Raw genomic sequence first — 25,712 nt, forward strand, 5'->3', positions numbered from 1 at the left:
CACGACAGGCCCGACCCGCTGCCGCGGGAGGCGACAACGACGCTCAGCGCGGCGGCTGCAACGCCTCGAGCTGCTCGCTGATCGCATCCGCCGGCTGCGGCCGGCCCAGTAAAAAGCCCTGGATATGCCCGGCGCCCAGCTGCTGGAGCACCGCATACTGTTCGGCCGTTTCCACACCCTCGGCGACCACCGCCAGGTTGAGCGTGCGCGCAATCTGGAGAATGCCGACAGTGAGCTCGTGGCTGGTCGTGTCCTGGGTGATCAGCTGGGTAAAACTGCGATCGATCTTGAGGATATCCAGGGGCAGCTGCTGCAGATAGCGCAGCGACGAATAGCCCGTGCCAAAGTCATCGATCGCGAAGCGAAACCCCTGCTGACGTAGCGCGTTCATGGTCTTGGCCGCGGTTTCCACGTCGGTGATCACGCTCTGCTCGGTAATCTCGAGCACCAGACTGGTTGCCGGCACCTGATGCTCGGCCACCAGACCGGCCACCATATCCGCGAAGTCATCGCAGTAAAGTTCGGCCCCGGCAATATTCACCGCCACGTAGGGGGCGAAATCGAACTGCTCGCGCCAACGCGCAACCTGCTTGCAGGCGCTGTTGAGCGTACACCGGGTCAACAAGCGGCGCAGATCGGCATCGGCTTCGGCAATCGGCACGAACTCGGCCGGGCTGATCGGGCCCCACTGGGCGTCGGTCCAGCGTGCCAGCGCCTCCACGCCGATCATACGGCCGCTGCTGCATTCCACGATCGGTTGATAAACCTGGTCCAGGGCATCCGAGCGCAGCGTTTCCGCCAGTCGGTACTGACGCTCGTGGCTGTGCGCCACGCTGCGATGCACGTCGCTGGAATAGCAGCGCACGCGCGGGCCGCCGTGCCGCACGTCCGCGGCCGCCATGCGCGCATGGGCCAGCACGGTCTCCACGTCCGCGGCATCGTGGGGCGCACGGCTCACGCCGGCCGCGATTTCGATCGGCAGACGCGTACCCTTGTAGTCAACGGGTTTGGCGAGCGTGCGCACCAGCAGTTTGACGCGCTCGAGCGATTCATCCGGGCCGCCCGGCCCCCAGGTGATCGCCAGCCCGAAACGGTCGGCGCCCAGCATGCCGATACGATCCTCGCCACGTACGTTGCGCTCCAGCCGGCGCGCGATCGTCGCCATCACGTGATCGCAGCCTGGCTGCCCCGCCAGCGAATGCAGGACTTCAAAGTTGGTGAGATGGAAATGCACCAGGGTCAACGTCTTGGCCGCACCCGCGGCCTGCTCCCAGGTGCTCGCCACCAGCTCCTCGAAAAGCGCGCGCCCCGGGAGCGCCGTGATCGAGTCGTACATCGCCTTGTGCTGCAGACCCACCGACCAATGGTCGAACTGCATATGCAGATTGATCTCGCTTTCGACGATGCGGGCGAACATCAGCAGTCGCCATTTATCCGCATCCGAAAACTCGCGCGGGCGCTGGTCGATCACGCAAAGCGTACCCAGCGGTTCGCAGGACGGCCCTTTCAGAACGGCGCCCGCATAGAAGCGAATATGCGGCTCACCCACCACCAACGGGTTGTCGTGAAAACGACGGTCCTTGGTTGCATCGGGCACGTACAGCAGGTCCATCGGCAGCGCGTAGGCACAGAACGATTCCTCGATCGGCGTCTCGCGCCGGTCGAAGCCCACCATCGATTTGAACCATTGCCGGTCGGCCTCGACCAGCGTTACCAGCGCGGTCGGCACATCGAATACGCTCGCCACCAGTCGCGTGTACTGGTCGAAGCGATCCTCGAAAGGCGTATCCAGCAGATTGAGCGAACGCACTTCTCTCAAGCGTTCAGGGTCTGCCACTCGTTGCGCTGTTGAACCCGTTTTCATGCATGCGACCGGGAGATTGTTGACTGCGCGACCTGCGCGTTACTCAGCAGTATCTATCGACTGTTGCAAGTACGACTTGAGCGCCCGCGCCGATGCCCGGCGCGCTGCCACGGCGGCACGGCAAGCGGTCGAAAAAAGCCTTGGGCCGAGGCTGCAGGCCAGGCCGAACCGGTCGATTCGGCGTATACCGGGAATCGGCTCAGTCGGCAACCGGTACGAGCACGCGCTTGAGAAAGTCGCGGGTGCGCGCGGCGCGCGGTGCAGAAAGCAGCGTCGCCGGCGGGCCCTGCTCGACAATGCCGCCGCCGTCCATGAACACCACCCGGTCAGCCACCTCGCGCGCGAAGGCGATTTCGTGCGTGACCACGATCATGGTCATGCCCTCGGCGGCCAGGCGGCGCATGACCGACAGCACTTCGCCCACCAGCTCGGGATCCAGTGCCGAGGTGGGCTCGTCGAACAGCATCAGCGCCGGATCCATCGACAGCGCCCGAGCGATCGCGACCCGCTGCTGCTGGCCGCCCGACAGACGCGCCGGATAAGCATCCAGCTTGTCGCCGAGCCCCACCCGTTCCAGGTTTTCGCGAGCGATCCGCTCGGCAACCTCGCGTTTGTTCTTCAATACCGTCGTCAACGCCAGGGTGCAGTTATCCAGCGCGTTGTGATGCGGGAACAGATTGAACTGCTGAAACACCATGCCGATCTGGCGGCGTGCGGCATCGATATCGCAGTCGGGGTCGGTCAGCTCCCGGCCGTTGACCCGAACCGTGCCGGCCTGCGGCGTCTCCAGCAGATTCACACAGCGCAGCAACGTGGACTTGCCCGAACCCGAAGGCCCGATCACGCAGACGACCTCGCCGCGCGCCACGCTGAAATCGATATCGCGCAGCACGTGGTTGGGGCCGAAGTACTTGTTCAGCCCGCGAATTTCGACCAGCGGTTCGGCCTGGCTCATATCACCGCCCCCGTGACGCCGCCGCTTCCATGCGCCGTACGATGATCGACAGCGGCAGGGTGATGATCAGATAACCCAGGCCCGCCACCACCAGCGGCGTGATATTCACATTGCTGTTGGCCGCGGCCCGTCCGAATTTGGTGAGATCGAAATTGGCCGCCGACAGGCCAACGATGAAGACCAGCGAAGAGTCTTTGATAAGCATGATCAGCTCGTTGGTCAACGGCGGGATCATGATCCGGAATGCCTGTGGCAGGGTGATCCGCCACATGGCCTGGCTGGCCGACATGCCCAGTGAACGCGCCGCCTCGATCTGCCCGCGAGGCACCGCCTGGATACCCGCGCGAATGGTTTCGGCCATATAGGCACTACCCACGATGCCCAGGGCCGCCCACACCGTGCCGTAGGGCGGCAAGGGCATGGCCAGGCCGGGGAACGCCAGCGGCAGCAACGAAAACGCCATGAATACCACCAGCGCCGGCAGGCCCCGGAAGAACTCGATATAGACAGTGGCCAGCCAACGATAGGGCCCGACGTCGGACAGACGCATCATCGCCAGCAGCGTGCCGGCGACAAGCCCCAGAACGAAGCCGCCCGCGGTATAGACCAGCGTGTTCCAAAGCGCCAGCCACAGGCCGTGCATGACGGTATCGCGGATCAGGCCGGGATCGAAGAAGGTCCGGCCGATCTGTGCCCAGTCCGCCAGCAGGGCCGCGGCGACGACCATCGCCACCAGCAGCGCGTACTGCACGGCACGAATACGCCGGGCCCGAATACGCGGGCTCGTCCTGCGGGGCGCCGCCCCGCCTTGCCGGGTCGTCATGCCAGCCGGCTATTGTTCGTTGATCGTGCCCGGCACCTGGCCGAACCATTTCTTGAAGATTTCGTCGTAGCGGCCGTTTTCCCGGGCCTTGGCCAGCGCTTCGTTGAGTCGCTCGATGAGCTTCTGTGCGTTTTCGTCGTCCTTTTTGGCGAGAAAGCCGTAGCGCTCGCCGGTATCAAATTCCGCCGCGATCTCGGTATCCGGGTTGTCCGCTGCGTACTGATACAGCGGCCCGTTGTCGTTGATGGCGGCATCAACCTTGCCCGCACTCACCGCAGTGGTTTCCAGGGCGAGATCGTCGAATACCACGGTCGTATAGCCGTACTGCTCGGCGTGCTTGTCGGCATAGATTGCGCCGGTGGTATCGGTCTGGGTGCCCAGGCGCTTGCCTTGCAGATCTTCAAGGCTTTCGTAATCGCTGCCCTTTTTCACCAGCAGCGCCTGGGTCGCGTTGAAATACGGGTCCGAGAACAGTACCGCCTCTTCCCGCTTGGGCGTGATCGTCGCCCCGCCCATGGCCAGATCGCAGGTGCCGGCGGCGAGCACCGCCCCCGACGTGATCTGGTTCCAGTCCACGCTCACCACATGCGTCTCCACGCCCAGATCCTGGGCCAGAAGATCGACCAGATCGACGTCGAAGCCGACCACTTCCCCGTTATCGCCGGTGAACTGGAAGGGCTTGTAGGGAATATGGGTACACACCGTCAATGCGTCGGCATTGACCAGATGAATACCGTCGACGGTGGCGCCCTCGTCCTGGCTGCAGGCCGAGAGCGTCAAGGCCAGCAGACCGGCAGAAAACAGTATGGCCAGGCGGCCGAGACGGCGCGTTGAAGCGATCACCATGAACTTCCCCGTTGGGTGTCGTTATATCGTCAAATTCCCCTTGCAATGAGTCTGCCACATTGGCCGGACACCCCGGCAATACGACCTTTGCGCAACGCGCTGGCACCCGATGCGGGCCTGTTAAGTCTGTATTGCCTAGCCTGCCCCCGGCTGACGCATGCAGGCCTGCCAGCGCGAATACACCCGCTCGGCGAACCAGGCGGTGGTGAGGTTGCGGGTGATCTTCGGGCTTTCGAGCTCGATACCGGGCAGGATTACCCGCGCCACCCGTTCGCCCGCCTGGGTATCGGCCAGCGCATAGACACGCTGATAGAGCCGCGTCTGCTCGAAGTTGGGGCCGCTGCCCTTGGTGAGGTCGCGACGGATCGGGCCTTCATCCATCTCCAGACGATCGCTCAGCGACTTGGTGGCCCGTTCGGTGTTGCTGATCGAGAACGCCCGGTACGAGATCAGATCCCCGTCGAGGGCGAGATCGGTGCCCGTGAGCTGGCTTACCGCCCGCTGAAACGCCGCGTTGCGGCTGGCATACCAGCCGGCGTTGTAGTCGGCAAAGCGATAGAGCGGGCTCGGATAATCGACCTCATAGCCCAGCAGATGGAGGATGCCGAAATACAGCCCGCCGCGGCGGCTGAACACTTCCTCGCGTACCGACTCGGCATCGGCGTAGGGATAGTCCTCGGCATGGTCTTCGGCGAAATCGATCGCCACCTGCATCGGCCCGCCCGTCTGCACCGGGTTGAAGCCGCCGAACAGGGTGCTGCCCAACGGCACGCGGTCGATGAATTCCTCGAACAGATCGTTCAGATCATTTTCGGTACGTACCGTAGCCAGGCGTTCGTCATAAGTCTGGCCGTTGGCGGACTCCAGCCCCAGGGCCTTGTCGAGCAGAAAATCGGGTATATGCGCGGCTGCCGCCCGCCGTTCGATCTCGCCGCGGGCGATGCGCGCAAGACCGGGCACCACCGGCGCGGCGCGATACGACGACTCCTGGGCGATCACCGCCAGCGTCGCACACAGATTCGAGCTCGACGCCTCGATATTCTGCGCGGCGAAAGCGGTTTCGATATCGGCTGCCCAGCCGGCGCGATCGTCCACGCTCGCGGGCATGCGCGACACCAGCTCGGCGCGCACCTCGGCGGGCGGCCGGCGGGGCATCTCGGTAGGGCGCAGCGCGGCACAGCCGGCCAGCCACAACAGGTTCACGGCAACGACTGCGCGCAGCGCGCGGGTAGCAACGACACTCGACATGAGCGCGACTCTGCCCGAGCGCTGGGTTTTATGCGAACACGGGCGTTGGGCCTGCCCCGCGTGCGGGATAAGATGCACCCACCTGTTTCGTCATCACGCTTTCGTCCTTGCGCTCGTTTCGCTTCATCCATGCCGCCGATATCCATCTCGACAGCCCCATGCGCGGGCTTTCGGAGGATGTGCCCGGGGTCGCCGAGCGGCTGCGCCTGGCCACCCGGGAAGCGTTGACCGCGCTCATTGACGCGGCGATCGAACGCGCGGTGGATTTCGTGATTATCGCCGGCGATGTGTACGACGGCGACTGGCGCGATTACCAGACCGGCGTGTTCTTCGTGCGCCAGATGCACCGCCTGGCCAGCGCGTCGATCCCGGTGTATCTGATCCACGGCAATCACGACGCCCAGAACCAGATGACGCGCAGCCTGTCGCTGCCGAACAACGTGCACGTGTTCTCGCACGAAGACGCTGAAACCAGCGTGCTCGAACATCTCGACGTGGCCGTTCACGGCACAAGCTATGCCGAGCGCGCGGTCACCGACAATCTGGTGCCCGGCTACCCCGCACCGGTTGCCGAGCACTTCAATATCGGCGTGCTGCATACGGGCCTGGGCGGGCGTGGCGGTCACGCCAACTATGCGCCCTGCTCGCTCGACGAACTCACTGCCAAGGGCTATGACTACTGGGCGCTGGGCCACGTGCACGCCGCCGAGGTGCTGGCCGAACACCCGCATGTGGTGTTCTCGGGCAATCTCCAGGGCCGGTCCATTCGCGAAACCGGAGCCAAGAGCGCCTATGAAGTGGTAGTGGAAGACGGTCGCGTGGCCGAGCTGCACGCCATTCATTGCGATGTCGCCCGCTGGGCCGAAAGCGAGGTGGACATCGCCACCGCCGACGACTTCAACGACGTGATTGCGGCCATGCGCCGGGCGATCGAAAACGGCGCGAACGACGTCGCGGGGCGTCTTCTGGCGGTACGCCTACGCCTGACCGGCACCACTGCCCTGCACGACCAACTCGCGGCCGCGCCCGAACGCCTGCTGGCCGAAGCACGAACTGCGGCCGCCGGGCTGGGCGCCGCCCAGGTCTATGTCGAAAAGATCAAACTGGCGACCACGCCCGCACTCGATGCCGCCACCCGGCGCGAACGCCAGGATGCGCTGGGCGAAATGCTGCGTCTGCTCGACGAAGCCGTCGACGACCCCGATATTCGGGCGATGATCGAAAAGGATATTCGCCGCCTGGCCGAACGCCTCCCCTACGAGATACGCGAACACGCCGACGACGTACTGCTGCGTGCGGCCATCGACGGCGATACGGCGACCCTGATCGACGGGGCCGGCGATTATCTGCTCTCGCGCCTGGCCGCCGACGAGAGCGCGCCGTGAGGTTCGCGCAACTCGATCTTCTCGCCTACGGTCATTTCACCGACCGCCGGCTGGTCTTCGTACGCGGCGCGACCGACCTGCAACTCGTGTTCGGCGCCAACGAGGCGGGCAAATCCACTGCCCGCAGCGCGATCGGCGATTTCCTGTTCGGTTTTCCGACCCAGACCGAACTCAACTTCGTGCATGCCTACAACGCCCTGCGTATCGGTGCACGTATCGAGGCCGGCGAAGCCGAGATCGAGGCGATCCGCAAAAAGGGCCGCAAGAACACGCTGCTCGATGCAGAGGGCGGGCCCGCTAACACGCTGGAAACCGAGCTGGACCGCCAGCTCGCGGGCGCGGATCGGGCGTTTTTCACCCGCATGTTCAGCCTCGACCATGAAGGCCTGCGCGCCGGCGGCGAAACCCTGGCCGCGGCCGATGCCAACGCCGATACCGCCCTGCTTTCGGCCGGCTCGGGGCTGGCGGACGTGCTCGCCGAACGCGAAGCCCTGGTGGCCGAGGCGGACGGGCTCTGGGCGCCCAACGCCTCCCAGAACCGTCGTTACTATCAGGCCGAAGCCCGGCTCAAGACGGCCGACGCGGATATTCGCGAACACGAAGTCACGGTCGGCGACTGGCAGCGCCGCCGCGAGGCCTTCGACGCCGCCGAAGCACACTACGAACAGCTCGCCGAACGCCGTCGCGCGCTCGACCACCAACGTCTCGAGCTGGAACGTATTCGCCGCGTCGCCCGCCCGGCGCGCCGCTATCGCGAGATCGAAGCCGAACTCGCCGAGCTTAAAGAAACGCCCGATCTGGATGTCGATGCCCGGCCGGCCTTCGAGCGCGCCTGCCAGACGCTCGAATCCAGCCGCATCGCGATTGCCTCCATCCAGGATCAGATCGCAGCCATCGATGCCGAAATCGAAACGCTGGTCGACGAACCCGCCCTGCGCGAGGCCGGGGACACCATCGAGCGCCTGGCCGAGCAGCGCGGCCAGATCGCCACCGACCGCGAGCGCATCGCCGAAATCGAACGCGAACGCGCCCGGCTGACCCAGGCGCTGGACCGCGATCGCACCGAGCTGGGCTGGCAGGACGAGCATACGCCCTGGCCCAGCGCCACCGCCCTCGCCCAGGCCCGGCGTATCGCCACCGACGAAGCCACGCTTCGCCAGAGCGTCGCGCATGCGACGAACAACCTCCAAAACGCCCGCGAAGCCGACGCACGGCTGGCCGACGAGCTGCAATCGCTGGGCGATAGCCGCGATACCGCCGCGCTCGAGGCATGGCTGACCGCCACCACCCGCGAAGGCGATCTCGAAGCCGAGCTGCGCAGCGTCCAGGCGAACGTCGACCGGCTGGATCGCGATATCGAACGTCGCCTGGCCGCCCTGAAACCGGCCGTGAGCGACAGCGACACGCTGGCCGGCCTGGCGGTGCCGGCTCGCGAGCGCGTCGATGAATTCGAGACCGAGCTCGCCGACGCCAGCGAGGCGCACAAGCGTCATCAGCAACGCCTCGACGAACTGAGCGACGAGGTCGAACGCGCCCGCGATGCCCTGGCCCGCCGCCGCGCCGACGAGGCACTGCCGAGTATCGAGGCGCTGCAATCGAGCCGTTCGCATCGCGATGCCTGCTGGCAGCTCGTACGCCGGCGCTATGTCGAAAAGCGCGAACCGGATCTGTTCGACCAGCCCGAAACGCCGGCACTCGACAAGGCCAGCGAAAAGAACCCGGTGTCTGCCTTCGAGCGCAGCACGCAGGCGGCCGACGAACTGGCCGATGCCCGTTTCGACCGGGCCGAAGCCATTGCCCAGGACGCCGAACGCCAGCGCCACGTGGCCGAACGCGAACAGGCGCTCGAACAGGCGACAACACGTCGAGACGACGCCAGGGCCCGTCTCGACGGGCTGCGAACCGAATGGAAAGCCCTGTGGCTGTCGGCCGATATCGAGCCCGCCAGCCCGGCCGCGATGCGGGACTGGCTCGACCGCCGCGACGGCCTGCTTACGGCACGCGCCGACCGTATCGAAGCCGTCGCCGCCCGCGACGATCTGGCCGCGCGTATCGACGCGCAGCGCATACAGCTCCTCGAGCTGCTCGGTCATGGCGACAAATCGACCCACACCGCCCTGGCGGTGTTGATCGAACAGGCCCGCCAGACAGTCGAACGCGAAAAACGCCGCAGCGACGAACGCCGGCGTATCGAACGCGAACGCGGCGACTACGCCCGCCGTATCGATACGTTGCTTAGCGAACACAGGACGGCCGAAGCCGCGCTGGACGACTGGCAGCAACGCTGGCACGCGGCTCTTGCCGAACTTGGTCTGGACGCGCATCTGGACGCCGACGCCGGCCGGGCCGCCCTCGACGTGCTCGACAGCGCGCGTGAGCATGCCCGTACCAGCCGCGATCTGGCCGCCGAACAGGCCGATCTCGTCGAACGCCGCCAGCGTTTCGAACAGCGGCTGGCACAGGTACTCGACGCCACGGGCCGAACCGCGAACGAAAACGAAGCCGCCGAGCAGAGCGTGCAGCGACTCAACGCTGCGCTACGCGACGCCCAGAGCCGCCACGACCGGCTACAGACCCGCCAAAGCGATCGCCAACGCCAGGGCGAACAGATCGCCGAGCACGAGGCCACCCGAGCCGAGGCCCAGCGTCGTATCGACGCCCTCTGTCGACAGGCGGGGGTCGCCGATGCCCAGGCGCTCGAAAGCGTCATCACGCGTGCCGAACGCCGCCGGGCGCTGGCAGACGAACAGGCCGCCACCGCCGACACCCTGGCCGAACAGGGCGATGGCCGGGCGGTAGACAATCTCATCGCCGCAGTCGAGGCCAGCGATCTCGATTCGCTGCGCGAACAGATCGATGCCCTGGCCGATCAGCTCGAGGACGTGGACGACGAACTGGGCCCGGCCCGCGACGCCCGCAACGAAGCCCGCGCCGATTTCGAGGCCATCGGCGGCGACGATCGCGCCGTGACCGCCGCGGCGGAACGCCAGACCGCCCTCGCCGACATGCAGGACGCCGCCGAACGTTACCTGCGGGTCGGCACCGCGGCCCTGCTGCTCAAATGGGCGGGCCAGCGCTATGCCATGGACAAGCAGCGCCCGCTCATCGAACGCGGCTCCGCGCTCATGAACCAGCTCACCGGCGGCGCCTTCGAACGCCTGGCTGGCGACTTCGACGAGCGCGACGAGCTGCAGATCGTGGGCGTACGCGCCGACGGTTCGCACGTACGCCCTGCCGGCATGAGCGAAGGTACGCGCGACCAGCTCTATCTGGCCCTGCGTATCGCCGCGATCGAGGACTATCTGCAGCGTGCCGCGCCCCTGCCGGTGGTCGCCGACGATCTGTTCATCAACTTCGACGACGAGCGTGCCCTGGCCGGCCTCGACGTGCTGGCCGGCCTGGCCGAAAAAACCCAGGTCCTGTTCTTCACCCACCATCAGCATCTGCGCGACATGGCTGCAGAAAAGCTGGGCGATCGCGTACAAACCCATGAGCTGTAAACCCACGCTTGAACCATCGGCCGCGCTTGTCGAAGCGCTGCGACCGCTTGCCGGCATGCGCATCGCGCTGATCGCGCCGGCCGGCGGCGTCAAGGATGAACGCATCGATACCGCGCTCGCCGTACTTGCGGCAGCGGGCGTCGAGGCCCTGCTGGGCAGCCACGCCCGGGACCATCACCGCTATCTCGCCGGCACCGCCGCCGATCGCCTAGCCGACCTGCAGGCCGCCTTCGAATGGCCGAAAGTCGATGCCGTGTGGTGTCTGCGCGGCGGCTACGGCAGCGCCCAGTTCGTACAGGCGATCGACTGGGAACGCATTCCGCGCGATGTGCCGCTGGTCGGCTATTCGGATATGAGCCTGTTGCTGGCCGCATTCGCCCGCCACGAGCGCGCCGCGATTCATGCCTCGGTGGCCACCGAGCTGGCCCTGCCCGGCGCAACGCCGGCCGAGCAACAGGCGCGGGCGGCCTCGATGGCGTCGCTGGCGGCTTGTTTGCAGCACGAAGTCAGCGAATGGCCGCTGGCCTATCACGGCGGCCCGGCGGAAGCGCTTGCCGGGCGCGTGGTCGGCGGCAATCTCACCACGCTGGCCAGCGTGGCCGGTACGCCGTCTGCGCTGACGCTGAACGACGACGCCATCCTTTTGCTCGAAGACGTGGGCGAGGCCGAGTTCCGGCTGGAACGCTGTCTGCAACAGCTGCTCGACTCGATCGATACGCGCCGCGTGAAGGCCCTCGTTCTCGGGCGCTTCGAGCGCTGTACCCTGGCCTGCGGCATGGATTCGCTGGTCGAGATCGTCGCCGAATACACGAACGCGCGCGGCATCGCCCTGTATTCCGACGCCCCGGTCGGCCACGGCTGCGTCAATCACGCCTGGCGCTACGGCGCCCGTGCCCATATCGACGCCAATCGCCTGCGTATCGGCGGCCTCTGAAGCTCGGGCCGCGTAGCGTCTTTGCGGCGTGCCGCGATTGGATCAGACTGGCGCCATGAGCAATGCGGCCCCCTCGCGTGAAAGTCTCGAAGCGCGGCTCGACGAGCTCGAGGCCGAGGCCCGTGCCTATCTCGACGAGAGCCGCGATGCCGACACGGCAGTAGAACTGGACCAGACCCGTCAGGGACGCCTGTCGCGTATGGACGCCATGCAGGCGCAGGCGATGAGCCGCGCGGCCCGCAACCGGGCGAACCAGACGCTGCAACGCGTGGCCGCCACGCGCAAACGGCTCGACAGCGCCGATTTCGGCTATTGCCTGGACTGTGACGAGCCGATCGCCCCGGCCCGACTCGCGCACGACCCCACCACGCTGCGCTGTCTGGACTGTGCCGCCGCCCGCGAATAGCGCCGCTAGTCGCGGTCGAATGCAGCCAGCAGTTCGTCGCGAAAAACCGTCTCCGCGGCCCGCATAGGGCGCTCGCTGTTCCACAGCAGATGAATATCGACATCCGCCAGCCCCTCTTCAGGCGGCAGCTTGCGCAGCATGCCGGCCTCGGTTTCGCGGCGGAACGCGTCTTCCGGCAGAAAGCCGATGCCATAGCCGCACATGATCAGTCGGCAGACTTCTTCGAGATTCGACGACGAGGCAGCCAGCCGCCCCTGAAACCCGTGGTGTTCGCGAAACAGCGTGAGCGGCGAGAGCGTGTCGCCGAGATAATCGCCGGTGAAGGTCACCAGATCTTCGTGCAGCAGTCGCGACACCTCGACTTCGCGGCGGGCATACAGGGCATGCGGGCGACCACAGAACAGGGCATAGCGCTGCGGCACGATCAGCCGTCGTTCGACCGACGGCGTATCGAGCCGGCACAGCCCGAGCCCGAACGAGGCCGTGTTCTGGCGAATTGCCATGAGCACGTCGTGGCCGCGCAGCACCTCGACCTCCAGTTCCACGCGCGGATAGCGGCGATGAAAATCGGCCAGAAAATCGTTGTAGCGTTGGGAATGCACGCGGCTGACGGTGAGCAGTTTCACCCGCCCCAGCACCTGATCTGTCGCAGCCCGTGCCGGCATTTCCAGGCTGGATACATCGGCGAACACGCCACGCGCGATTCGTTGTACTTCCTCGCCGGCGGCGGTCAGCGCGATCTGCGGACCGCGGCGCTGGACCAGCGCATAGCCCAGCTGACCCTGTAGCCGTTTGAGCGCCTGACTGACTGCCGGCTGGGTGACGAACAGCCGTTCCGCCGCGCGGCTGAGATTGAGCTCGTCGGCCACCACCAGAAACGTACGGATGAGGTTCCAGTCCAGCCGGGCCGCCAGATCGCGTGACCCGTGCTCGCCTGCGGATAGCGACTTCTTGTTCGAGCGATCGGCCATTGTCAGCATCCGAGCCGGTGCAATTATTAGCCAGACTAATAATACAGATAATATCGCGTGCTTTGACTGATGCGCGGTTATTACCGCTAGATGAAAAGACACGATCAGGCGTCTGCGCCAAGCCCATGACTACCGTGGTGCTCGAGCGCACGCCGGCCGACGCGCCTTCAAGCGCGCTCCGTTTTTACCAGTTCAACACGCTTATGCTCGAAACCAACGGCCCAAGACTGTGGGACAGCCTGATGGCGATGGCCGAGATCGGCGCCACTGCCAACGGCGGCAGCAGCCGGCTGGCGCTGACCGCCGAAGATGCCGCCGGCCGGGCACTGTTCGTGCGATGGGCGGAGGCCGAAGGCCTGAGCGTATCGCGGGATGCCATCGGCAACCTGTTCGCGCGCCGGGCCGGGCAAGCGGACGGCCCGCCGGTGGTGATCGGCAGCCATCTGGATACCCAGCCCAAGGGCGGACGTTTCGATGGCGTACTCGGCGTGCTGGCCGCCCTCGAAGCCGTACGCACGCTCAACGAAAACAATATCCAGACCCGTGCGCCGATCGAAATCGCGAACTGGACCAACGAAGAAGGCGCCCGCTTCACGCCCGCCATGCTGGGTTCGTCGGTGTTCACCGGCGCCCTGGCGCTCGACGACGGGCTGGCACGCGAAGACACCCACGGCGAACGCATTGCCGACAGCCTGCAGATCATCGGCGAGGCCGGCGATACGCCCCTCGCCCGCCCATTCGATGCCTATTTCGAAGCGCATATCGAACAGGGCCCGGTACTCGAGGACAACGACAAGACCATTGGCGTGGTCACCGGCGGCCAGGCGATTCGCTGGCTGGACGTACACCTGACCGGCAAGGCCGGCCATGCCGGCACCACGCCCATGCCGGTACGCCGCGACGCCATGTTCGCGGCCGCCGAGGCGATGGCCGCCATCGAAGACCATGTCGCCGGCGTCGACGGCCTGCTGGCCACGATCGGCGAATGCCATGTCGACCACGGCTCGCGCAATACCATCGCTGCGGATGTGGCATTCACCCTCGACCTGCGCCACCCCGCGGATGCCGTGGTCGATGCCGCCATCGACCGCATTCGCGAACGCCTCGCCGAGCGACTGCCAACGCGCGGCGTGGAGCACGAACTGTCGCTGCACTGGCGCAGCCCGGCGCTGCCCTTCGACGACACCTGCGTAGGCCATGTGCGCGATGCCGCGAAAGCGCTCGGCTGTGCCTGGCAGGACATCATCAGCGGCGCCGGCCACGATGCCTTCCACCTGGCCCGGCACTGTCCCACCGCGATGGTGTTCATTCCCTGTGCCGATGGCCTGAGCCATCACGAGGCCGAGTCCATCGAGCCCGAACACGCCAAACGTGCTGCCGACGTGCTCGTCAACGCGGCCCTGGCCCGGGCCGGGCGCGTCTAGCGCACCGCAACCGAGAGAAAACCCATGGATTTCAAACCCTACGTTCTCATGCTGTTCGGCAATGCCCTGCTGACCACGGTGATCTGCTGTGTGGTGGTGGGCGCGATCCTGCTGCGTGAATACCGCCCGACCATTCTGCGTCTCAAGCGAGAACGCAGCGACAAGCGCTAGGCGCATATTCGGGGGAGCAATCATGAACATTACGCTGACCATATTCATCGCCGTGCTCGCCGCCTATGTGCTGGTGGCGGCCGGGCTGACCCGTTTCATCAAGAACCGCGACGATTTCTATGTCATGGGCGAGCAGGGCTCGACCCTGCTGCTTACCGGCACCCTGGCCGCAACCTTTCTGAGCGCGGTCACGCTGATGGGCATTGCCGGTATTTCCTATAGCGAAGGGCCGCTGGTCATCGGCGCGCTGGGCTCGTTCGGCGCGTGGCTGGGCACGCTCATCGCAGTGGTCTGGATCGGGCGCAAGATGAAGGCCATGGAATGCCGGACGATGATGGATTTCTTCGACCGGCGCTTCAACAACAAGTGGGTGAGCGTGGTCGCGCTCATTCTCATGGTGATCGGCCTGCTCGGCTACGGCATCATCCAGCTCATCGGGGCCGGCCTGGTGCTGGCCGAGATCATCGACGTGCCGTTTCCGGCCATCATCATCGCCTTCACCTTCGCGTTGATGATCTTCTGCAGCCTGTCGGGCATGTACGGCGTGGTCTATACCGACACCATGATGTTCTTCACCATGCTGGCGATCGCCTTCGTGATCTCGCCCTTGCTCATCGGCCAGGCCGGCATGGAAAACCTGCGGGGCCTGAGCGACAGCCTGCCGGGCTATTGGACCCTGGCCGGCGCGGACGGGCGCAGCATCGGCTGGTCGATCTCGCAGTTCCTGGTCTGGATTCTGTTCTTTGCCTGTACGCCGGCGCTGGTTTCACGCGTGTTCCCGGCCAAGAACGATTTCGTGATCCTCAAGGTCGCCATCATCGGCGTGTTCTTCGCCCCTGCCATGCAGCTGATGGTGTATCTCGCGGCCTCGGCCATGCAGGTGATCCAGCCCGGTATCGAGCCGGCCGACCGCGCCATGATCGTGGGCTTCATGGACCACACCAATCCGGTGCTGGCCGGCGTGGGCCTGGCCGGCTTGATGGCTTCGATCATGTCCACGGCCTCCACGCTGTTCGTGCTCACCGGCTTTGCCCTGGCACGCGATCTCTACGAGAAGCTGTTCGAAAAGAAGCTCGACGAAAAACGCAGCGTCCTCGCCGGGCGTATTTCGCAGGTGATCGTATCCGTTATCGTCTGCGTGATCGCCATCGCGCGGCCGGCCGGCATCTACTGGATATCGATCTATGCCGGTTCCATCTTCGCCGTGGCCTGGCTGCCGACGATTGTCGCCGCGATGAAATGGCGCCGCGCCAGCGCGCCGGCGGTACTGGCCTGCATGCTGGTGGGCTCGATCAGCTTCATCCTGCTCGGCGAGCTGGAACGCCACGGGCTGATCAGCTATCCGGCAGGCATCGACAACCTGATGATGGCCTTTGCCCTGGGCACGGTCACGCTCGTCGTGATGTGTCTGACCTTCAAGCCCAGCGGCTATGAAATCGAGCGTTTCGAGGAAATGAAGGGCCAGCGCATGTCCGAGATCACCATCGGCCGCTTTCTGGCCGACGATGCCAGCGGCGCTTCGCTGATTCGCGAATATCGTCGCGTGTGGATGGCGCTCATTGCCATGCTGGTGATCGCGGCCGGCCTGTGGGGCTATTTCTTCGTCCAGCTCGGTCTGTAAAAAGGGGCACGTCGCCTGATCCGGATCCCAGCGCAGCATCCGCTGGGCGGCTAATCAGACGCCGGACCGGCACAGCCTTGATTCGGTCCGCAGTTGCGCTGCGCTTCTGAACACGACCTGCGCGACGGCCCATGCTGGCCGTCCCGCGGCGTACGCCGCCGATCACGCCTTTCGCACATCGACACCGACCCCGGCGGCGGCGTGGCCATTGGCCTGCGCCCACCCGAACCGCGGTCCCGAGCCGCTGAGCGGACCGGAACGGCGCGCTTTTCAAGCGTCGGTCATCAACGCGTCATTTTCGCTTCCTAGAATCGCGTCGCAGTTTGCGCTGCAGGATTCCTGCAGGCTGGGGGGCGATCACAATGAAAATTTTTCTGGCCAGTGGTCTGGGGCTGCTGGTCGTGCTGAGCGCAATGCCGGTGCAGGCCAACCCGGATGTGATTTCGCGCGAGTACAAACTGATTCTCGATGCCAGCCGGTTCCAGTACCAGAACGAACAAAGTGATGTACTGAACCTGATGCAAGCAGCCAAACCGGCTATCGAAGATGCCATCGACCGCTCCGTCACAGGCACCGCCACCCTGGACCATGACCGACAGGTGCGTTTTTTCGACACCGCGGGTTCCTGCGTACTCGATCAGCTCGGCTACAGTTTTCGCGAGCGCCTGGAAAACGGCAACTCCGAAGTGACACTGAAATTTCGCAGTCCGGATCGCTACATCGCCGATTTCGAGGATCTTTCCTCCAGCACCAAGGGCGCGGACAGCAAACTGGAAGCGGATGTCGGCGCCACCAGCGACATGCCGTTCAAGGTGGTGTACAGCCATTCCACCAAGGCGCCTAACGGCCGCAAGCTCAATCGCATGAACGATATCCATGCGCATTTTCCCGGCTTCGAGGATGACTACGGCCTGGATGACGATCTGGCCCTGTCAGTGGTCGGTGATCTGACGGTGACCGAGCGCGTTTACCGCAATGTGGATATCGATCTGGGCCAGCACGACGGCGAGATCAGCATCACGCTCTGGTATGCCGGCACCCCGTCCGGCAACCAGGCACCGGCAGTGGCCGAGATTTCCTTCAAATATGAAGACCCATCCGCGGACTACACCCGAAAGGTCGTGAATCGTGCCCGGCAGGCTTTCGATGCCCTGCGTGGCCTGAGCGACTGGGTGGAGCCCGACGGCCAGACCAAAACCGCATTCGTCTATCAGTACGACAGCACTTTCTGTCAGCCCTGAAGTCCCGTCCTGAAAAATCGCAAGGAACGTTGCCGTGTTCAATAAAACCCTGATCGCCTCGGCCGTCGCCGCCGCTCTGCTTTCCGGTTGTAGTGATAGCTCGTCAAGTAACGGCGACACCGACACGGGCACGTCGCCCACCTCGCCGACCGACAATTTCCCGGCGCAAGGCGTGGCCCTACCCTACACGGTGCTGCGCTCCGATTTGATCGATGCCAACACCCAGCAACCCTTCGAAGTACGCAACGGCGGCTTCGGCTCCGCCATGACCGGCGACCCGGCCGACAACCGCCGTTTTTATGCGCTCACCGATCGCGGCCCCAATGCCAGCTTCACCGGCAGCCAGGGCAAGGGCAAGAAATTCCCCACCGCGGATTACACGCCCCGCATCGGGCACTATGAAGTCACCGCCGAGGGCAAGGTGGTGCTGCTCGATACCATTCTGCTCAAGCGCCCGGATGGCACCCTGATCACCGGCCTGCCTAACAGCAGCGCGCTGGGCGGCACCGGAGAGACGCCCTACAACGCCGATGGCTCCCCGGTACTGGAAAACCCGACCCAGCCCTATGACGCCGAAACCAACCCGCTGCGCCTGGACGATTACGGGCTGGATGGCGAAGGCCTGGTGGCGCTCAGCGACGGCTCCTTCTGGGTATCCGACGAGTATGGCCCGCACATCGTGCATTTCGATGCCGAGGGCAAGGAAATAGGCCGGATCAACCCGTTCGCCGATGACGAGCGTAACGATTACACCCTGCCGGCAGAGTTCGCCAATCGCCGTGCCAACCGCGGCATGGAGGGTCTGGCCATCACCCCGGACGAGAAAACCCTTGTGGGCGTCATGCAGTCGACCATGGATAACCCGGGCAAGAGCGTCCGTGACCTGGACATGACCCGTATCGTGACCATCAATCTGGACGATGGCAGCGTCGGTCAATACCTGTACAAGCAGGAAAAAAACCAGAACTCCAACTCCGAGCTGGCGGCGTTGAGCGCCACCCAGTTCCTGTTACTCGAACGGGACGGCAGCTTCCTGTATGGCGGTCCGGATGGCCCCGCAGCGGCCAATCCCGCCGCCCAGAAGACGGTTTTTCGTATCGATTTGAGCACAGGCACCAATCTGGAAACCATCGCCACCGGCGGCGAGCTAAGCCAGGACGCCGAACTGGGCTTGACCATCGACGGCAAGACGCTGGAAGAAGTGGTCCAGGCAGACGGCTGGGCCGGCCTGGCCGCCTACAATATCCTGCCCGTGGACAAACAGCTGGTAGTGGATATGGTGGCCCAGGTGAGCTACCCCCACGACAAGATGGAAGGCCTCTGGGTGATCGACAGCAACACCCTGGGCGTGCTCAACGACGATGACTTCGCCACCTGGTCCACGGACAGCGGCGAGCTGGAGCAAAAGATGCTCGACAGCAACACTATCGACGGCAACCGTCTCTACATCGTGCCCGCGGACCTGTCCGTCAAATAGGGCCTGTAAACACGGCCAGGGCCGGCCTGTTGCAGATGCGCAGGCCGGCCCCTGTTACGACGAGAGCGCTGACGCAGTGGTCGCTGCGGCACTGGGTCGAGGGCATCTCGACCGCTATCTGAGCCGCGAAGCGCGGCTCGCGCGTGCACGGATGCAAGCCCCGCCCGGATAGCCGTCGCTACGAGCACGCTCTACGTGAGTCGAGTCGCCTGTGCGCTATCGGCGCGCGGCCCGGCCGCGAACGCCAGGACCTGCTCGCCGATGTCAGGCACGCTTATCAAGGCGTTGCGATCGCTAGTTTATGCAGATCGCGGACAGCGAATCGTGTCGCGCGCGTTAGACTCTTGGCAGCGCCTGCGCGCTGTCGATTTCCCACGTTGCGAGAGATTCATGCTGCCCCAACTGACCGCCACCGAAGCCCGCGTGATCGGCTGCCTGATGGAAAAGGCCGTCACCACGCCGGATCAGTATCCGCTCACGCTCAACGCGCTGACCAATGCGGCCAACCAGAAATCATCGCGGGAACCGGTCATGGCGCTCAAGCCGGCCGAGGTGCAACGGGCCGCCCGCGCCCTGCGCGATCGCAGCCTCGTGCATATCGAGGAGAACTTCAAGAACGGCGTGGAGAAGTACAAGCAGCGCCTGTGCAACACCACCTACAACGACCTGCAGCTCTCCAAGGGCCAGTACGCCGTGCTCACGCTCCTGCTGCTGCGCGGCCCGCAAACGCCGGGCGAACTGCGCGCCCGTAGCGGCCGGCTGCATACCTTTGACGACAATGCCGCCGTGCTCGCAGCCGTGGCCGACCTGATGGGCGACGACGAGCATGCCCTGTTGGTTCAGCTGCCACGCACGCCCGGACGCAAGGAAGCCGAGCTCATGCACCAGCTGTGCGGGCCGGTCGATATCGCCGCCCATGCCCAGAAGGCCGCCGCGGCCCGTGGCGATGGCGGCGCGTCCCAGGGACGTATCGCGGAACTGGAAGCACGGATCCGCGAACTCGAGACCGAAAACGCCGAACTGCGTCAACGGCTCGGCGAACACGACTAAGACGCCGGCCAATCGGCCGACCAGACAAGACGATCCACGAACCGGGAGCAGATCATGTCGAACGGCGACATCACGGTTAAACCCATCACAGCCGAAGACAAGGACGCCTGGCGACCGTTGTTTCGCGGCTACGCGGTCTTCTACAAGGCGGACATCAATAGTGGGATCGAAGACGAAGTATGGCGCTGGCTGACCGACCCGGCGCATGTGCTCGAAGGCTATCTGGCGTGGAACGCCGAGGGCAGCGCGGTCGGCCTGATTCATATCCGCGAATGCCCGCGCCCATTGTCCGGGAAGATGATGGGCTTTCTCGACGACATGTTCGTCGATCCGCGCCAGCGCGGGGCGGGCGTGGCCGATGCGCTGTTCGAGTTCATGCGCCAGACCGCCGAGGATCGCGGCTGGCCGGTATTTCGCTGGCTCACGCAGCACTACAACTATCGCGGCCGCGCCTTCTACGACAAATACACCGGCAGCTCGAGCGACTTCATCATGTATCAGTGGAAGTTCTGAGCGCCGCCCCGCCCGCGGCTGCCGCGCTGTTTCATATTGCGGACAATCGGTCGGGCCGCCCATTTCGACCATGGCCGGCCAAGCCCGGCGATTCACGTTAAACTGATGTCCAAGCACAAACGTGTATCAATCACGCTTAGAAAAGGTTGCTAAAGCATGCTTAAAGTAGGGTTCGTTGGATGGCGCGGCATGGTGGGCTCGGTGCTCATGGGGCGCATGCTCGAGGAAAATGATTACGACGGCATTGAGCCGGTGTTTTTCTCCACGTCGCAGGCTGGCCAGGCCGGTCCGGACATCGGCAAGGACGTGCCGGCGCTTCAGGACGCCAAGGACATCGATGCGCTCAAGGCCATGGATGTGATCATGACCTGCCAGGGCGGCGACTACACCGGCGAGGTGTACCAGCCGCTGCGCGACGCCGGCTGGGACGGCTACTGGATCGATGCCGCCAGCAAGCTGCGCATGGCCGACGACTCGACCATCGTGCTCGACCCGGTCAACCGCGACGTGATCGAAAAGAACCTCGATCGCGGCACCAAGACCTTCTGTGGCGGCAACTGCACGGTCAGCCTCATGCTCATGGGCCTGGGCGGCCTGTTCGAAGCCGACCTGATCGAATGGATGTCGGCGATGACCTATCAGGCCGCCTCCGGCTCGGGCGCGCAGCATATGCGCGAGCTGCTGGTGCAGATGGGCCAGCTGCGCGACACCGTCGCCGATCAGCTGGACACGCCCTCCTCGGCGATTCTGGATATCGACCGCGACGTGACCGCGAAGATGCGCGACCCGAACTTCCCGGTCGACCAGTTCGGCTATCCGCTGGCCGGCTCCGCCCTGCCCTGGATCGATACGCTCATCGAGGAAACCGGCCAGTCCAAGGAAGAATGGAAGGCGGGTGCCGAGTCCAACAAGATCCTCGGCCTCGAGGGCAACCCGATCCCGATGGACGGCCTGTGTGTTCGCATCGGCTCGATGCGCTGTCACAGCCAGGCGTTCACCATCAAGCTCAAGAAGAACGTCTCCATCGAGGAAATCGAAGAGCGCATCGCGGCCCATAACGAGTGGGTGAAGGTCGTGCCCAACGAAAAGGAAGCCACGCTGGAACAGCTCACCGCCACGGCCGTGTCCGGCACGTTGTCGATCCCGGTCGGGCGCCTGCGCAAGCTGGCCATGGGCGACGAGTATCTTGCCGCCTACACCGTGGGCGATCAGCTGCTCTGGGGTGCCGCGGAGCCGATCCGCCGCATGCTCAACATCGTGCGCGAGCGCCACTGATAGCGGACACGACCGGGCTTCGGCCCCGCTCGTAACGCAAGAAAGCCGGCCGCTTGGCCGGCTTTTTTATGCCTGGTGCCTGCATTGCGTCACGACTAAGACGTTGACTCCGCGTTCTGGCCCAGCAGCGCGCAGCGGCCGAGATCGGCCAGCTCGTCGTCGGCGGCGTTGTTCATCATGCGGGGGCGTGCATTGCGCCAGAAGCAATCGAGATTGCGATGTTTCTACGCCGCCGCCTTTATCGCTTCTTTGCATATCAATATCGCAAATCAATATTTTTTAGGAATATACAACCTGCTCTATATTCCCTTAAAGCTTTTCGGGCGCCTCGCGATGACTATTCAGCATTGCGGCGTGTGCACGAAACGGTAGGCCAACAATTCAGCCTGATCCAGGCGCCGGCCACTGGGAGAACAACAACGATGTGCGTATTGATCCACAAACCCGCCGGCGTCGCCGTCCCCGAGCCGATCATCCAATCGGCGGCGCTTCACAACGCCGACGGCTGGGGCGTGATGGGCCATACCGCCGACGGCGACACCGTGCTCGAACGTCATGTGGATGTCGACGCCGCGCGCACCATCGACTTTCTGCGCTCGCATACCGATTCCGAGCTGGCTATTCACCTGCGCCGGCGGACCCATGGCGACGTCAACGCCTGCAACGCCCATCCGTTCGAGATCGAGCCCGGCCTGTATCTCATGCACAACGGCAGCTTTACCCTGCCGATGCGCGATCCGACCTACTCGGATACCTGGCATCTCGTCCACGACATCCTGCGCCCGCTGGCGCGGCGTCATCGCGACCTGATCACCGATCCCACGTTCTTAGAGCTGATCTCGGCCGTGGCCGGGCCGGTTAATCGATTGATTCTGTTCGACGCCAGTCGCCCGAAGCTTCACTTGGTCAACCGCCAAATCGGCGTGGATTATGCGGGGTTATGGATTGGGAGTTTGAAGTGGTTGGATGCGGGTTTGTTTGATGAGGCGTCAGCGGTGGGGTGTGCTGCCTGAGGGGTCAATCTCCGTCAGCCGTATGGAGTTAAATATACTGTCCCCGAACCGATCCCAACGCCGAAGCTCAGTTGCCGCCGGAGCGCGAAGCGCGGAGGGAACCCAAAGCGCGACAGCGCTTTGGGCGGTCAACTGCAGCGACTTGTTGGGCATCCCTATTTACTCGGCAAACTCTATGTTGGTTATGGCAGCTTTTGCGCTACCGTCTTGCCACTCGCTTGGTACATTCTTCGCCGAGTAGAATTTTCCGCGTTCCATTTGCCAGATATATCCCGGCTTGAGCGGCTTATTGTCACCAGAAAAAGAGTAATCGCTAACTAACACGGGAGTGTAGTCTTCTTCTGCGATTACATTTCCTTGTGCGTCGCTAAAATAGACCGTCACCTCGACTCGAGAAAGTGTTCGATCTCCGTTATTCTTTATCTTGAAGAGAACGCCTGGCACTTTTCCATCCAACATCGAGTCTCTGTACTCAGCGGAAAAATCGTAAAGGTCTAAAAATTCCGCCGCATATTTCGACTTCTTCTGGTTTTCTTCGTTTACCGATTTGTCGGCCTCTATAGCATCCTGCTTGCGGTCGGCTGCCTCCTTTCCCGAGTGTCGTTTCGATCGGAACCCCGTCGAGAAACTTTCTGCCGCCGCACTAAACGCGGAGCGCATCTCGTACTTAATATGTTCACGGCCGGCAAAATAGCCAATCGAAAGACTTACGACAGCCACTAAAAAATAGACTACATAATTTTTCATTCATCCCCCCGATCAATATGGTGCCCAACGCCTAAGCTCAGTTGCCGCCGGAGCAGGCGAAGCCTGCGGAGGGAACCCGGAGCGCGGTAGCGCTTTGGGCGGTCAACTGCAGCGTTTGGTTAGATTTCATCGAGCTTTTGCTTAAGCTTATAATTATTCGCTAAAACTCCCTGAATTGCTCCCTCGGAAAAGCCCAGTTGTTGGAGTAATTGAAGTTGAAAGATCGCTTCCATTTTTTGACAGGTAAGCCAAAGGTTTCTGCCTCTGACTGCTTTGCTTTCAAGCGCCTCTGTGTAGTGGGTCAGATAATTCCTGGTATTCACAATGGCTCTAATCAGTTTACTTCGCTGCTTGTTATTCCCGATGTGAGATTTATATGGATCTATGATCCGTTTTATTCTTTGGCCAAGACTTATTTCGTTCCCATAATATATTCGATTTCTTAGCCATTTCCTATGCTCTTTGGGACAAGACCATAGTGATTTAGCAACAAGACGTCTGAATTCATTAGGCGCCATGAGGGTCTCTGAAGATGTTCTTCTGTGATACGTTTCTAGAGCTTGTGCCAGCGCTAGAAATTTGCCGTCTAAATACTTATGAGTTCCGGATACTGCCGAGAAATACAATCCAAGCGCTGGTCTAATGATTTGGTATGCGGTAAGCCAGCTATTAAATATCGACTCAGCATCTTGTTGAATATTGCTAAATCTGAATAACATTCTATGAGCATCGATTTTTGGCGTAGACTCTGAAAATGGGAGACTCGGGTAGTACACCTTTATGCTCACCGGCATCTTCTTATCCTCAGAAATCTCTCTCAAAATTTCGTTTGAGGTTGCCGATACGTCCCTAATAGTGACGGTTGCGTCCACCGCGAAACAAATAAAGTATGTTATTTGGTGGAGTACGCTTACGAATTCTCCAAATTCCCTAGGCTCCTCGGACGACAATTTGAAATACGCTCGTTGGGTTATTTTCGCCTCGGTCGTACTTGGGAATCCCGGTAGCGTATAGCCGAAGCATATGTGTAAGTTGAACCCATTAGTTAGAGAAAAAACCATTTCGTCTTGGGGCACGTAGGCTATAGTCGCTGTTCTGTAATCACTGCCATACGACACAGTTATTCCAGAAATACCAATCCATTCATCAAGCCCCTCAATCGAAAACGACATAGTATTGAACGTCACGTTTTCGTCTTTATCGTATGCGACGGCGCAAAAAGCTTTATTCACATGGATAAGCGATTTGGCAATGTTTCCGAATGCTATGTTCTTTTTTCTATAGAAGCAGTTCTCTAATGTTACTAGCCCGTCTTTTTCTACGTGGCCAACAATCCTACTGAGGTCGTCCTTGCCATTAAGTGCGTCGATGCTCTCGTCGAATAAACCAACTACTTCGAGCTCTATCTCTCCGCCGTCAGATATTGTTAGCGTCCCAGGGATTTTTTTATCAGGCTCATCCGGCAACCAAAAGTATCCCGCTCTTATGTATTGCTCAGTGATTCTCACGATTCCCCCTTATAAAATCTAACGCCAAAGCTCAGTTGTGGCCGCGACAGCGGACATCAACTGCAGCGTATCGTTAGCTTGCCGACAAAGCATCTAAAAGCTCCCGAAACGCCCGAACGGCGCGATTATGATTAGCGACCGTGTAGTCTTCCGAAGACCATTCGATGTCTTCGAGCTGGAATAGATGCATGTTGTTACGAAGATCCCAGATCCATTCAATATCGATTTGAAGGTCTTCGCTTATGTACCCTTCTTGCAATAAAAAGGTTGTTCTACGTTTGAAGTTGCCACCACAGGTACCACGCAGGTAAACCTTGGTGATGCTCTCGATGACGGTTCCTAGTAAGAATATTTGCATCTTGATGACCATTTCCTTCGCCATACCGGAAAGGTCAGTTCTGACAAGCAGCCAATGTTGAACGTCGGCCAATTGGAGCGTGTAGGCGATATTACTTTGCAGTTGTCTATCGTTTAGGAACGCGACCCTGCGACGGGCTTGACTAGCGGTTCGAAGATACCCGCGAGGGAACCTCAGTTTTGCGGGTCGGCTGAAATCTCGACCCACGTAATTTTGTATCTCCTGAACCAGTCGGCCCGCTTCAGCTACCGCCTCTGCTAGTTCTTCTTCATTATTGATACTCATTACTTAATAGAGCTAACGCCTGCGTTCAGCTGCATTTGACTCGACGGGTGGGCTTGGCGTAGCCAAACCGAGCGGCGAGTCAAATGTCAGCTGCAAC

The 25,712-nt window shown here is 62.6% G+C and carries 22 protein-coding genes; 13 read left to right on the forward strand and 9 right to left on the reverse strand.

Going from position 1 to position 25,712, the window contains the following annotated elements:
* Positions 1-43: 43 nt before the first annotated feature.
* From CMN27_RS02255 to CMN27_RS02275, 5 genes are all read right to left on the reverse strand, one after another.
* Positions 44-1,810, reverse strand: a complete 1,767-nt coding sequence (locus tag CMN27_RS02255) for a sensor domain-containing phosphodiesterase (protein WP_293623889.1) — start codon at positions 1,808-1,810, stop codon at positions 44-46.
* A gap of 253 nt (positions 1,811-2,063) precedes the next feature.
* Positions 2,064-2,819 carry an amino acid ABC transporter ATP-binding protein gene (locus CMN27_RS02260; protein ID WP_293623780.1) on the reverse strand — a complete coding sequence of 252 codons (756 nt, stop codon included), beginning with the start codon at positions 2,817-2,819 and terminating at the stop codon, positions 2,064-2,066.
* 1 nt (position 2,820) lies between these two features.
* On the reverse strand, positions 2,821-3,642 hold the full coding sequence (locus CMN27_RS02265; RefSeq protein ID WP_293623781.1) for an amino acid ABC transporter permease: 822 nt from the start codon (positions 3,640-3,642) through the stop codon (positions 2,821-2,823).
* A 9-nt stretch (positions 3,643-3,651) separates the two neighbouring features.
* Positions 3,652-4,488, reverse strand: a complete 837-nt coding sequence (locus CMN27_RS02270; protein WP_293623782.1) for a transporter substrate-binding domain-containing protein — start codon at positions 4,486-4,488, stop codon at positions 3,652-3,654.
* Between the two features lie 135 nt (positions 4,489-4,623).
* The gene (locus tag CMN27_RS02275) at positions 4,624-5,736 is read right to left on the reverse strand and encodes a DUF1615 domain-containing protein (protein ID WP_293623783.1); all 1,113 of its coding nucleotides are present in this window, start codon (positions 5,734-5,736) and stop codon (positions 4,624-4,626) included.
* A gap of 107 nt (positions 5,737-5,843) precedes the next feature.
* On the opposite strand from CMN27_RS02275, the gene CMN27_RS02280 reads away from it, so the two are divergent.
* From CMN27_RS02280 to CMN27_RS02295, 4 genes are read left to right on the forward strand one after another with little or no spacing between them, the layout of a single operon-like run.
* Positions 5,844-7,121, forward strand: a complete 1,278-nt coding sequence (locus CMN27_RS02280; RefSeq protein WP_293623784.1) for a DNA repair exonuclease — start codon at positions 5,844-5,846, stop codon at positions 7,119-7,121.
* The gene (locus tag CMN27_RS02285) at positions 7,118-10,621 is read left to right on the forward strand and encodes a YhaN family protein (RefSeq protein ID WP_293623785.1); all 3,504 of its coding nucleotides are present in this window, start codon (positions 7,118-7,120) and stop codon (positions 10,619-10,621) included. Before CMN27_RS02280 ends, CMN27_RS02285 begins: the two co-directional genes overlap by 4 nt.
* Positions 10,611-11,555, forward strand: coding sequence for an LD-carboxypeptidase (locus CMN27_RS02290; RefSeq protein ID WP_293623786.1), 945 nt, complete (start codon positions 10,611-10,613; stop codon positions 11,553-11,555). Before CMN27_RS02285 ends, CMN27_RS02290 begins: the two co-directional genes overlap by 11 nt.
* Before the next feature lie 55 nt (positions 11,556-11,610).
* Positions 11,611-11,961: a TraR/DksA C4-type zinc finger protein gene (locus CMN27_RS02295; protein ID WP_293623787.1), complete on the forward strand. Its 351-nt coding sequence runs from the start codon at positions 11,611-11,613 to the stop codon at positions 11,959-11,961.
* A gap of 5 nt (positions 11,962-11,966) precedes the next feature.
* Here the strand turns inward: CMN27_RS02295 and CMN27_RS02300 are convergent, their stop codons facing one another.
* Positions 11,967-12,932, reverse strand: coding sequence for a LysR family transcriptional regulator (locus CMN27_RS02300; protein WP_293623788.1), 966 nt, complete (start codon positions 12,930-12,932; stop codon positions 11,967-11,969).
* 203 nt (positions 12,933-13,135) lie between these two features.
* Between CMN27_RS02300 and CMN27_RS02305 the strand changes: the two genes are divergently transcribed.
* The 9 genes from CMN27_RS02305 (at position 13,136) to CMN27_RS02345 (ending at position 22,717) form a co-directional block, all read left to right on the forward strand.
* A complete protein-coding gene (locus CMN27_RS02305) occupies positions 13,136-14,356 on the forward strand; it encodes a Zn-dependent hydrolase (RefSeq protein ID WP_353222705.1) in 1,221 nt (406 codons plus the stop codon).
* A 24-nt stretch (positions 14,357-14,380) separates the two neighbouring features.
* Positions 14,381-14,527 carry a hypothetical protein gene (locus CMN27_RS02310; RefSeq protein WP_006913053.1) on the forward strand — a complete coding sequence of 49 codons (147 nt, stop codon included), beginning with the start codon at positions 14,381-14,383 and terminating at the stop codon, positions 14,525-14,527.
* Positions 14,528-14,549: 22 nt separating this feature from the next.
* The gene (locus CMN27_RS02315) at positions 14,550-16,148 is read left to right on the forward strand and encodes a sodium:solute symporter family protein (protein WP_293623790.1); all 1,599 of its coding nucleotides are present in this window, start codon (positions 14,550-14,552) and stop codon (positions 16,146-16,148) included.
* 362 nt (positions 16,149-16,510) lie between these two features.
* Positions 16,511-17,389 (forward strand): hypothetical protein, encoded by an 879-nt coding sequence (locus CMN27_RS02320; protein WP_293623791.1) that lies wholly within the window; start codon positions 16,511-16,513, stop codon positions 17,387-17,389.
* Between the two features lie 34 nt (positions 17,390-17,423).
* The gene (locus CMN27_RS02325) at positions 17,424-18,866 is read left to right on the forward strand and encodes an esterase-like activity of phytase family protein (protein WP_293623792.1); all 1,443 of its coding nucleotides are present in this window, start codon (positions 17,424-17,426) and stop codon (positions 18,864-18,866) included.
* A 390-nt stretch (positions 18,867-19,256) separates the two neighbouring features.
* A complete protein-coding gene (locus CMN27_RS02330; RefSeq protein WP_293623793.1) occupies positions 19,257-19,916 on the forward strand; it encodes a DUF480 domain-containing protein in 660 nt (219 codons plus the stop codon).
* Between the two features lie 54 nt (positions 19,917-19,970).
* Positions 19,971-20,429 carry a GNAT family N-acetyltransferase gene (locus CMN27_RS02335; protein ID WP_293623794.1) on the forward strand — a complete coding sequence of 153 codons (459 nt, stop codon included), beginning with the start codon at positions 19,971-19,973 and terminating at the stop codon, positions 20,427-20,429.
* A gap of 156 nt (positions 20,430-20,585) precedes the next feature.
* Complete coding sequence (asd, locus tag CMN27_RS02340; RefSeq protein ID WP_293623795.1) at positions 20,586-21,704, forward strand: aspartate-semialdehyde dehydrogenase; 1,119 nt, start codon at positions 20,586-20,588, stop codon at positions 21,702-21,704.
* Positions 21,705-21,922: 218 nt separating this feature from the next.
* Entirely contained in the window at positions 21,923-22,717 is a 795-nt protein-coding gene (locus CMN27_RS02345; protein WP_293623796.1) for a hypothetical protein, read from the forward strand.
* 159 nt (positions 22,718-22,876) lie between these two features.
* Here the strand turns inward: CMN27_RS02345 and CMN27_RS02350 are convergent, their stop codons facing one another.
* From CMN27_RS02350 to CMN27_RS02360, 3 genes are all read right to left on the reverse strand, one after another.
* A complete protein-coding gene (locus CMN27_RS02350; protein WP_293623797.1) occupies positions 22,877-23,464 on the reverse strand; it encodes a hypothetical protein in 588 nt (195 codons plus the stop codon).
* 119 nt (positions 23,465-23,583) lie between these two features.
* Positions 23,584-24,972, reverse strand: coding sequence for a HEPN domain-containing protein (locus CMN27_RS02355; protein WP_293623798.1), 1,389 nt, complete (start codon positions 24,970-24,972; stop codon positions 23,584-23,586).
* 73 nt (positions 24,973-25,045) lie between these two features.
* Positions 25,046-25,615: a hypothetical protein gene (locus CMN27_RS02360; protein ID WP_293623799.1), complete on the reverse strand. Its 570-nt coding sequence runs from the start codon at positions 25,613-25,615 to the stop codon at positions 25,046-25,048.
* Positions 25,616-25,712: the final 97 nt, after the last annotated feature.

Source organism: Salinisphaera sp., from assembly GCF_002729955.1.
Classification (GTDB): Bacteria; Pseudomonadota; Gammaproteobacteria; order Nevskiales; family Salinisphaeraceae; genus Salinisphaera.

What these genes read in the sequence shown, in the direction of transcription:
- CMN27_RS02260 (WP_293623780.1), bottom strand. Translation starts at nt 2,819, where the DNA reads ATGAGCCAGGCCGAACCGCTGGTCGAAATTCGCGGGCTGAACAAGTAC.
- CMN27_RS02275 (WP_293623783.1), bottom strand. Translation starts at nt 5,736, where the DNA reads ATGTCGAGTGTCGTTGCTACCCGCGCGCTGCGCGCAGTCGTTGCCGTG.
- CMN27_RS02270 (WP_293623782.1), bottom strand. Translation starts at nt 4,488, where the DNA reads ATGGTGATCGCTTCAACGCGCCGTCTCGGCCGCCTGGCCATACTGTTT.
- CMN27_RS02300 (WP_293623788.1), bottom strand. Translation starts at nt 12,932, where the DNA reads ATGGCCGATCGCTCGAACAAGAAGTCGCTATCCGCAGGCGAGCACGGG.
- CMN27_RS02330 (WP_293623793.1), top strand. Translation starts at nt 19,257, where the DNA reads ATGCTGCCCCAACTGACCGCCACCGAAGCCCGCGTGATCGGCTGCCTG.
- CMN27_RS02310 (WP_006913053.1), top strand. Translation starts at nt 14,381, where the DNA reads ATGGATTTCAAACCCTACGTTCTCATGCTGTTCGGCAATGCCCTGCTG.
- CMN27_RS02360 (WP_293623799.1), bottom strand. Translation starts at nt 25,615, where the DNA reads ATGAGTATCAATAATGAAGAAGAACTAGCAGAGGCGGTAGCTGAAGCG.
- CMN27_RS02265 (WP_293623781.1), bottom strand. Translation starts at nt 3,642, where the DNA reads ATGACGACCCGGCAAGGCGGGGCGGCGCCCCGCAGGACGAGCCCGCGT.
- CMN27_RS02320 (WP_293623791.1), top strand. Translation starts at nt 16,511, where the DNA reads ATGAAAATTTTTCTGGCCAGTGGTCTGGGGCTGCTGGTCGTGCTGAGC.
- CMN27_RS02295 (WP_293623787.1), top strand. Translation starts at nt 11,611, where the DNA reads ATGAGCAATGCGGCCCCCTCGCGTGAAAGTCTCGAAGCGCGGCTCGAC.
- asd (WP_293623795.1), top strand. Translation starts at nt 20,586, where the DNA reads ATGCTTAAAGTAGGGTTCGTTGGATGGCGCGGCATGGTGGGCTCGGTG.
- CMN27_RS02335 (WP_293623794.1), top strand. Translation starts at nt 19,971, where the DNA reads ATGTCGAACGGCGACATCACGGTTAAACCCATCACAGCCGAAGACAAG.
- CMN27_RS02305 (WP_353222705.1), top strand. Translation starts at nt 13,136, where the DNA reads ATGCTCGAAACCAACGGCCCAAGACTGTGGGACAGCCTGATGGCGATG.
- CMN27_RS02345 (WP_293623796.1), top strand. Translation starts at nt 21,923, where the DNA reads ATGTTTCTACGCCGCCGCCTTTATCGCTTCTTTGCATATCAATATCGC.
- CMN27_RS02315 (WP_293623790.1), top strand. Translation starts at nt 14,550, where the DNA reads ATGAACATTACGCTGACCATATTCATCGCCGTGCTCGCCGCCTATGTG.
- CMN27_RS02350 (WP_293623797.1), bottom strand. Translation starts at nt 23,464, where the DNA reads ATGAAAAATTATGTAGTCTATTTTTTAGTGGCTGTCGTAAGTCTTTCG.
- CMN27_RS02290 (WP_293623786.1), top strand. Translation starts at nt 10,611, where the DNA reads ATGAGCTGTAAACCCACGCTTGAACCATCGGCCGCGCTTGTCGAAGCG.